General features: G+C 42.9%; 5 protein-coding genes and 4 pseudogenes. 4 read left to right on the plus strand and 5 right to left on the minus strand.

All coding sequences use genetic code 11. From position 1 onward, the window contains the following. Positions 1–399: 399 nt before the first annotated feature. Positions 400–1122 carry a CHAP domain-containing protein gene (locus tag CXF65_RS00575; protein ID WP_057758750.1) on the plus strand — a complete coding sequence of 241 codons (723 nt, stop codon included), beginning with the start codon at positions 400–402 and terminating at the stop codon, positions 1120–1122. Positions 1123–1269: 147 nt separating this feature from the next. Here the strand turns inward: CXF65_RS00575 and cadR are convergent, their stop codons facing one another. Beyond that, entirely contained in the window at positions 1270–1680 is a 411-nt protein-coding gene (gene cadR, locus CXF65_RS00580) for a Cd(II)/Pb(II)-responsive transcriptional regulator (RefSeq protein WP_007394845.1), read from the minus strand. A gap of 142 nt (positions 1681–1822) precedes the next feature. Here cadR and CXF65_RS00585 point away from each other — a divergent pair, with 142 nt between their 5' ends. Then, positions 1823–4024 carry a heavy metal translocating P-type ATPase gene (locus tag CXF65_RS00585; protein ID WP_101210682.1) on the plus strand — a complete coding sequence of 734 codons (2202 nt, stop codon included), beginning with the start codon at positions 1823–1825 and terminating at the stop codon, positions 4022–4024. A 120-nt stretch (positions 4025–4144) separates the two neighbouring features. Beyond that, a pseudogene (locus tag CXF65_RS00590) lies at positions 4145–4525 on the plus strand (heme lyase NrfEFG subunit NrfE); the annotation flags it as partial. A gap of 15 nt (positions 4526–4540) precedes the next feature. Here CXF65_RS00590 and CXF65_RS00595 read toward each other — a convergent pair. From CXF65_RS00595 to CXF65_RS00610, 4 genes and pseudogenes are all read right to left on the minus strand, one after another. After that, complete coding sequence (locus tag CXF65_RS00595; protein WP_101210683.1) at positions 4541–5299, minus strand: IS5 family transposase; 759 nt, start codon at positions 5297–5299, stop codon at positions 4541–4543. 71 nt (positions 5300–5370) lie between these two features. After that, positions 5371–5544 (minus strand): annotated as a pseudogene (locus CXF65_RS00600) (IS1595 family transposase); the annotation flags it as partial. A gap of 202 nt (positions 5545–5746) precedes the next feature. Continuing rightward, a complete protein-coding gene (locus CXF65_RS00605; protein ID WP_071001644.1) occupies positions 5747–6490 on the minus strand; it encodes a TorF family putative porin in 744 nt (247 codons plus the stop codon). A gap of 348 nt (positions 6491–6838) precedes the next feature. Next, positions 6839–7066: pseudogene (locus CXF65_RS00610) on the minus strand (threonine synthase); the annotation flags it as partial. A 173-nt stretch (positions 7067–7239) separates the two neighbouring features. On the opposite strand from CXF65_RS00610, the pseudogene CXF65_RS00615 reads away from it, so the two are divergent. Continuing rightward, positions 7240–7386 (plus strand): annotated as a pseudogene (locus CXF65_RS00615) (DUF3817 domain-containing protein); the annotation flags it as partial. Positions 7387–7484: the final 98 nt, after the last annotated feature.

Below are 7484 nucleotides of genomic sequence, written 5' to 3' on the forward strand. Positions count from 1 at the left end.
TAGATTTAACCCTCAGACGTTTTTTTGCTTATAAAACAGTAGAAATTGTGGTCAATCTAGTCAGCTATATTCTGTACATGTTACACAAACTTACATTGTAAAATGTGGGATATTAGCAATTTTTTCGACATCAAAAAAGTATTTTTGGGGTTTTTAAGGGGGATGACAGGCTAAACAGCCTATGCTAAAGTCGGCTTTGTGTTTTGGTCAGCAGCTTGATTTGTAACAGCTTCGTAAGACTTCAATGAGCTGTGATCGCCAATAATCATTTTTTATATGAATAATATGCAGCAGAAGTATCAGTCACTATGACATATATATACTTGAGTTATTGAGATTTAATTGACTGCGCTGTTGTTGATAACAGACGATTTTGAATTAACCGTAGGTATTAGATTTATGAAACAGGCTTTATTGATTTTGTCAGTACTGGGTATGGGCATAGCACAAACGAGTGGTGCTGCTATCACAATCTCTCAAACAAATAATACCATCACCAATACTTCTGTGGCATCAAACTACGGTTCATCAAAAAACATCTATAGCACCAAAAGTGGTGCTTATGTTTCTAATAATGATGAAATTAGTCAAGCAATTAGCAACCTAAGTGCGCAGGCCAAGCAAAAAGAGAATCAGCTTTCATCATTAAACAGCCGCTTATACGCTGAAAAACAACAGCAGCAAGTCAATAAGGTTCCTGACAGCAATTCAGCCCCCGCTATCGCTGCTGCTCGCGCCTCAAAAGTGGCTTTATCTGGCAGCTCTGGATATTGTGCCCGTTACGTACGTAAAGCACTACAATCAGCTGGTTATGAATTTACACCCAATCCTTCAGCCTATCAGTACGCCACTCGTGGCACGCTTGATAAAGCAGGTTTTAGCAAAATCAGTAATGATATGCCAACCCAAGTAGGTGATGTTATTGTCTATGATCGCTCATCAAAGCGCCCGCATGGCCATATCCAAATATTTGATGGCGAAAATTGGATTTCTGATTTCCGTCAGAACAGCATCAGCCCATACAGTGGTGTCTATGCTTATACGACATGGCGCGATTCAAAATACGTGGATGACGCATCCGCATCAGATCGTAATATCTACCTTGCTATGAATGATAAATAAGACTTTCTAAGTCAGCACAACATAGTTGTTATTTCCTCCAACCCAGTAGTGATCTTAATATCATTGCTGGGTTTTTTTGTGCTTAACATCAGGGCGTATTTAACCTTTCATGATTTGATCCGTCAGAAATGAACACTACTGATATCATTACTCATGACAGGAGTTATCGACAAGCGCGTTTAAAATGCCACATGATGACGCTGGTGCACTACTTGCACATTTCTGGCGCAAAACGGTCAAGTGATGCTTTAAGTGCATCAGTTCTTCCATTCGTATTTCCACAGCATGAATGTGCTCATCTAGCAAGTTATTCACATCGCCGCAGTCCTTGTCAGGCGACTCCCAGTATTCAAGTAAGATTCGCACATCATCTAAAGCCATATCGAGCGTACGGCAATGTAGGATAAATTGTAGACGCTCAATGTGCTCTTCATTATATAAACGATAATTCCCTTCGCTACGAAAAGGCTCGGGTAATAAACGCTCTTTTTCATAATAGCGAATGGTTTCTACTGTGGCACCTGTGCGTTTAGCGAGCTCACCAATTTTGATTGTCATAACAACCTCTATGATTTAAATAATTAAAGTGGCTGTAAAGACTAGCGCTAGAGAAATTAAAATTACGAAACTGTAGATAAATAACCTTGACTCTAAAGCCACTATAGGGTTCATAATATCATTATTCAAAGGGTAAATTATTATGAAATATCATATTGAAGGTATGGACTGTGCCAGTTGCATCGGCAAGATTGAAACAGCTTTGAAACGTATGCCTGGGGTTTCTGATGTTCAGCTGAATTTCGCTACAGAAACGCTAGAGCTAAATTTAGCCCCTGGTGCGCCGACTCAGGCTAGTGATATCGAAAAAACAATCAAAAGCCTAGGGTTCGGCATCTCTGCCAATACTGGTCAACAAACTGTATCGGCTATTGATATTGACAGCGACAATCAGATGGCTCCGCAGGATAAGCAATGGTGGCAAACTCAAAAAGGCAAACAGGTTGTTGGCCTCGGTATTTTGATGGGCAGCGCTTATGCACTGTCACTACTGTTGCCCGCTTATGGGATATGGGTGTTTGCCATCGCTGTGATTGTAGGCGTTTTTCCATTTGCGCGCAAAGCCTTAGCACTGGCTAAAACAGGTTCATTCTTTTCAATTGAAACGCTGATGTCCGTCGCCGTGCTTGGCGCACTTATCATTGGTGAAGCTGAAGAGGCCGCAGCAGTTGTCTTTTTGTTCTCAATCGGTGAACTGTTTGAGAGTATCGCTGCTGATCGCGCTCGCGCTGGCATCAGAGCCTTATCATCGCTGGTTCCGAAAAGTGCAATTTTACTTGATGCTCAAGGTGGGCAGCGTAACGTTCCAGCGACTTCATTACAAGTGAATGACCTTGTGCTGGTGCGTCCTGGAGATAGGGTATCTGCTGATGGTTCCATTGTTCAAGGTGCGTCCAGCCTTGATGATTCGCCCGTGACGGGAGAGTCTGTTCCTGTTGCCAAGACGATGGGTGACAATGTATTTGCAGGGTCAATTAACATCGATGGTGTGCTCCAAGTGCGCGTAGAAAAGACAGCCGCCGATAACACCATTTCGCGCATTATTGAGCTGGTAGAGCAAGCGCAAGCCTCCAAAGCACCCACTGCCCGTTTTATTGAGAAATTCAGTCGCTATTACACACCGGCAGTGATGGCTATTGCCGCACTAATTATTATCATTCCACCGTTAGCCATGGGTGGAGATTGGTCGACTTGGTTGTATCGCGGTCTAGCACTGTTGCTGATTGCCTGTCCCTGTGCTCTTGTACTATCAACACCCGCTGCCATCGCCTCTGGTCTTGCTGTTGGTGCGCGCCGTGGCTTGCTGATCAAAGGCGGTAGTGCTTTAGAAACTATCGGCCAAGTGAAGACGGTCGCTTTTGACAAGACAGGCACTTTAACTGAAGGCAAACCACGCGTGACCGATGTTGTTGCCTTTACACAAGAGGACTCAAGTATTCAAGGTCAGAATTCTCAAGGTCAAGATGAGATATTGGCACTTTTTGCCAGTGTGGAGACTGGTTCTAGTCACCCACTTGCTGAAGCCATTGTCAGCCATGCTGAAGCCGCTAAAGTTGTTATACCTGTGGCTTCCAAAGCTTCTGCTACTGCGGGTAAAGCGGTACACGCAACTGTCGCGGAGCGCGCGCTAGCTATCGGTTCGCCTGTTTACGCAGCCGATGAGGCATTGATTTCATCCACACAACAGGCGCAAATTGAGGCGCTGCAAAATGAGGGTAAGACCGTCTCTGTTCTTTTCGATGAGCAAAACCGTGAAGTGCTTGGATTAATCGCGCTAAGAGACGAATTACGAGACGACGCTCATGAAGGTGTGGCTCAGCTCAAAGCGATGGGTGTGCGCTCCGTCATGCTAACAGGCGACAACCGCTTAACCGCTCAAGCACTTGCCAGTAATTTAGACGTGGAATGGGAAGCTGAGCTGTTGCCTGAGGACAAACTGCGCCTGCTTAACGAGATGAAGAACAACCGCAAAATAGCGATGGTTGGTGATGGTATTAACGATGCGCCAGCGCTAGCAACTGCCGATGTTGGCATCGCGATGGGTGGTGGTACCGATGTGGCCATTGAGACGGCCGATATCGCATTATTAAAAAGTCGTGTTACGGACATGGCTCATCTCATCGCACTTTCACGTGCCACCATGCGCAACATTCATCAGAACGTCATTTTCGCTTTAGGTCTCAAAGGCGTCTTTCTGATCACGACCATATTCGGCATTACTGGACTATGGATTGCGGTTCTAGCTGATGCTGGAGCAACAGTGATCGTTACTCTTAATGCGTTACGTTTACTGCGCTTTAAAGGCGCGCCTCCACTGGTAAATCCGCCTAAAGTAGTTAAATAAAACCCTTCGAAATCAATTAAAAACTAGAGATAGCAGCAGATTTCGGGGTGGGTTCTAATAATAAAAATTCCACCGCCACAGTAAACTGCAACCGCATTAGAGTAAATAAGGTTAGACCGTATGTTGATTACAGAATTGGGCTATTTTGCCTTGCTTACCGCTTTTGTATTGGCGTTATTGCAGGTAATTCTGCCAACTATTGGTGTTATTCATAACCAAGTTGCTTGGCAACGACTAGCCCCTAGCTTAGCTTGGGCACAGTTTGCCGCCATGATAACGTCATTTGGCGCTTTGATAGCAGGTTTTTATTATAATGATTTTAGCCTCAGTTACGTCGCGCAGCATTCCAATACGCTGTTGCCTTGGTACTATAAGTTATCGGCGACATGGGGCGGACACGAGGGCTCTTTGCTGCTATGGATGACCATCATGGCCACATGGTGTGCACTGGTATCATACTTTAGTCGCGGCTTGCCGTTATCAATGCGTGCGCGGGTATTAGGGTGTGTATAGAATTCAAATCAAGGGCAACCAGATAAAGACACAAGCGAGCATTACCGCCGCTGCAAAGCTATCTTTGAGCTTATCATATCGCGTGGCAATGCCCCTAAAATGTTTCAATCTAGCAAAAGCGTTTTCTACCAAATGACGGCAACGATACAAATACCAATCTAGTGTGTCGTTACTGCTTTTAGAGTTCGACTTAACAGGTATGACTGACTGAGCACAGTGCTTGAAGATACACTCTCTAATATCGCTACTATCGTAGCCCCTGTCTGCAATCACCGCTTTAGTCTGGTTGTTAATGGTGCTACATATCAACGCCTTTGCCATCTTAGAGTCATGTACTTGCCCACCTGACAGCTCAACATGTATAGGGTTGCCACAAGCATCGACCACTAAGTGCAGTTTGCTGCTATTACCTGCAACGCTTTTACCAATGGCCTCATCAAGATGACTGGCTGCGCCTGTACTATGCTGATGAGCTTTAACCACGCTACCGTCTATAAATAACCATTCACTATCATAGTTTGCTGTGACTACCTTCATGAGCTTTTGCCATTTACCGGTTTTACGCCAGTAACGGTATTGATGATATATGCTAGACCAATGACCAAAATAAGAAGGTAAGTCTCGCCATGGACAGCCTACTCGTATGCGGTACAACATGCCTTCAACGGTACGTCTTAGATTGGGCTTGTTATATACGTTAATTTGTCGCAATATAATAAATAGCTTGTGCCAATGTTCATCGTTGAGCTTGGTGCGAGTCATAAGTGATGCCTTATTTCTTTGTTGTGGTAAACATTAGAGTAAGGCGTTGCTTATTTTTTTCAATGTTTTCTCAATTCTATACAGCCCCTATTCTCGTAAATAAGCAGTCTTAGCCTATGAAAGTAATAACTGGCTGTGGTTTTATTAACACCAATTAGGCTTGCTGCTGTTCTCGCGGTAGAACCGGCAACAAATAACTCGATGAGTCTGCTTTGTTTATACCAACTTAGTTTACTCTTTCTCATAGTGCTATCCTAAATAATTTTACTCATCTAGGACAGCCCCTTCTTTTTAATCTATTCAAACAATCTTTATTCGATATAAATATTAAGCATTTAACATGCCAAGACGTATTTAGAACCAATTCTCCATAAAAAAATCCTGCCTTGAAGTAAGACAGGATTTTTTTATCGCAAGGCTAATTTTCTAGCCTATGCTATTTACAACTTAGAATGCTTTAGTAATTGTAAATACAGCACCAGTCTCTACACCACGTTTGTACGGGTTGGTGTCGGCGTCAATATTTGTGCCGACAGCAGCAAGCTCAGCTGACAGGTCTTCAACAGAAGCAAAGCTGTAAGTCACACCAACTTTCCAGTCGATGTAGTTATCATCGCCACTAGCGTTATCACTGAAATCATAATCGTCAGCAGTGGTATAACCTAAGCTTGCTACACCACCGAAAGATGCGCTCAATGGCATGCTATAAGTCAGGTTTAAATACCATGCATCAGTATCTAAGCCAAAAAAATCATTAGTGAAATTCACGCTTGCAAGCAAACTGTCACCAACAGTGATGGTGTCTGCAAAACCTAGACGTGCATACAGCTCAAGCCAATTCAAATCAGAAGCACTTGGATAGCCGTAGTACCATAAACCGACATCTAAAACTGGTTTAGACGCCAAAGAGCCAAGTTCAGTGCTATAACCTACATATGGATCGAGCTCTAATGAGCTACCAAAGCCGACATTCGAGCCCCAGACACCTGCGTATAAGCCAGAGCTATGGGTTAATCCATAACCAACTTGAACGGCAGGGTCGCTTTCAGTTTGTGTCATACCACGATAGCGGTAATCTGAAGTCATTGCTGCAGTACCAGAGAATGATACATCGCTTTCAGCTGCCATAGTCAAGCCACTTGCACAAGTGAGTAAAGATGCAGCCACTAATGTAGAAAGTTTAAAGTTCATGTTGGTATTCCCCCAAGCTGTTTATTACAAATGTTCAAATCGAAATGATTTGACTCTGAACTTGTTATTGAAATAGCAAAGGGCGTGCCAACTTTATTAAGTTACTGTTTTATCTTATTTCTTTGCAATAAAACTGCAATAACTTACAAAACCAACTTTGAAGCATTATTGTATTGCACAAATATTGGGCGATTTATTGATTTTGCACCAAAACAAATCAAACTGTATCAAATTGTTTGTAAATAGGAATTATTCTTATACAGTTTATATTCTGCACGATGCAATAAAAAAAACCAACCGCAGTTGGTTGGCTTTTTAAGTATTTTCTTCTGAGCAAAGCATGAAAAATTATTTTTCCATATTTGATAGGATTGATGTTCTGACATCATCCAATGTGGCATTGATGGTGAGCATCACGGCATCGGCACATTGTTTGATCGCAGTGTCAGGATCTTTTAGACCATTACCCGTCACTGTGCAAACGATCACCGAACCTTCAGCGATTTTACCTGCTTTAATATCACGGATTGCACCGCCGATTGAAGCCGCCGATGCAGGCTCAACGAATACGCCTTTTACTTCTAATACTCTTGGATTAGGTTTGGTCATTTTTTATCCTTTTAGCTGTCTAGTTAACCCACTTTAAAAATGATACAGTGCTACTGGGATGAATTTTGTGCAGCCTCTGTGTAAGCAGCACGCAAAGAAAATTTATACCAGTAGCGCGTTTAAATCCATAACATTTTTACATTCAGCTGACTATAGGCTATCTAGAAGGCACCTCTTTCTTATTATTGCTCTTCATCGCCATGCCACTAAAATATATGATGGACATTCCAGAAGGTGTGAAATACATCGGTATGGCACACGGTATGTTGTTTATTACCTATATCATACCCCACTCTCAACTTCGAAAGTGATTGAAAAAAGAAGAGCACCTCACTAGGGTGTGTATAGAACTCAAATGAGTGGCAACCAGATAAAGACACAAGCG

This window comes from Psychrobacter sp. Sarcosine-3u-12, assembly GCF_002836005.1.
Lineage (GTDB): Bacteria > Pseudomonadota > Gammaproteobacteria > Pseudomonadales > Moraxellaceae > Psychrobacter > Psychrobacter okhotskensis.

Bases quoted from the DNA above. Each gene is read 5' to 3' on its own strand.
- cadR (WP_007394845.1), bottom strand. From the start codon at position 1,680: ATGACAATCAAAATTGGTGAGCTCGCTAAACGCACAGGTGCCACAGTA.
- CXF65_RS00605 (WP_071001644.1), bottom strand. From the start codon at position 6,490: ATGAACTTTAAACTTTCTACATTAGTGGCTGCATCTTTACTCACTTGT.
- CXF65_RS00575 (WP_057758750.1), top strand. From the start codon at position 400: ATGAAACAGGCTTTATTGATTTTGTCAGTACTGGGTATGGGCATAGCA.
- CXF65_RS00585 (WP_101210682.1), top strand. From the start codon at position 1,823: ATGAAATATCATATTGAAGGTATGGACTGTGCCAGTTGCATCGGCAAG.
- CXF65_RS00595 (WP_101210683.1), bottom strand. From the start codon at position 5,299: ATGACTCGCACCAAGCTCAACGATGAACATTGGCACAAGCTATTTATT.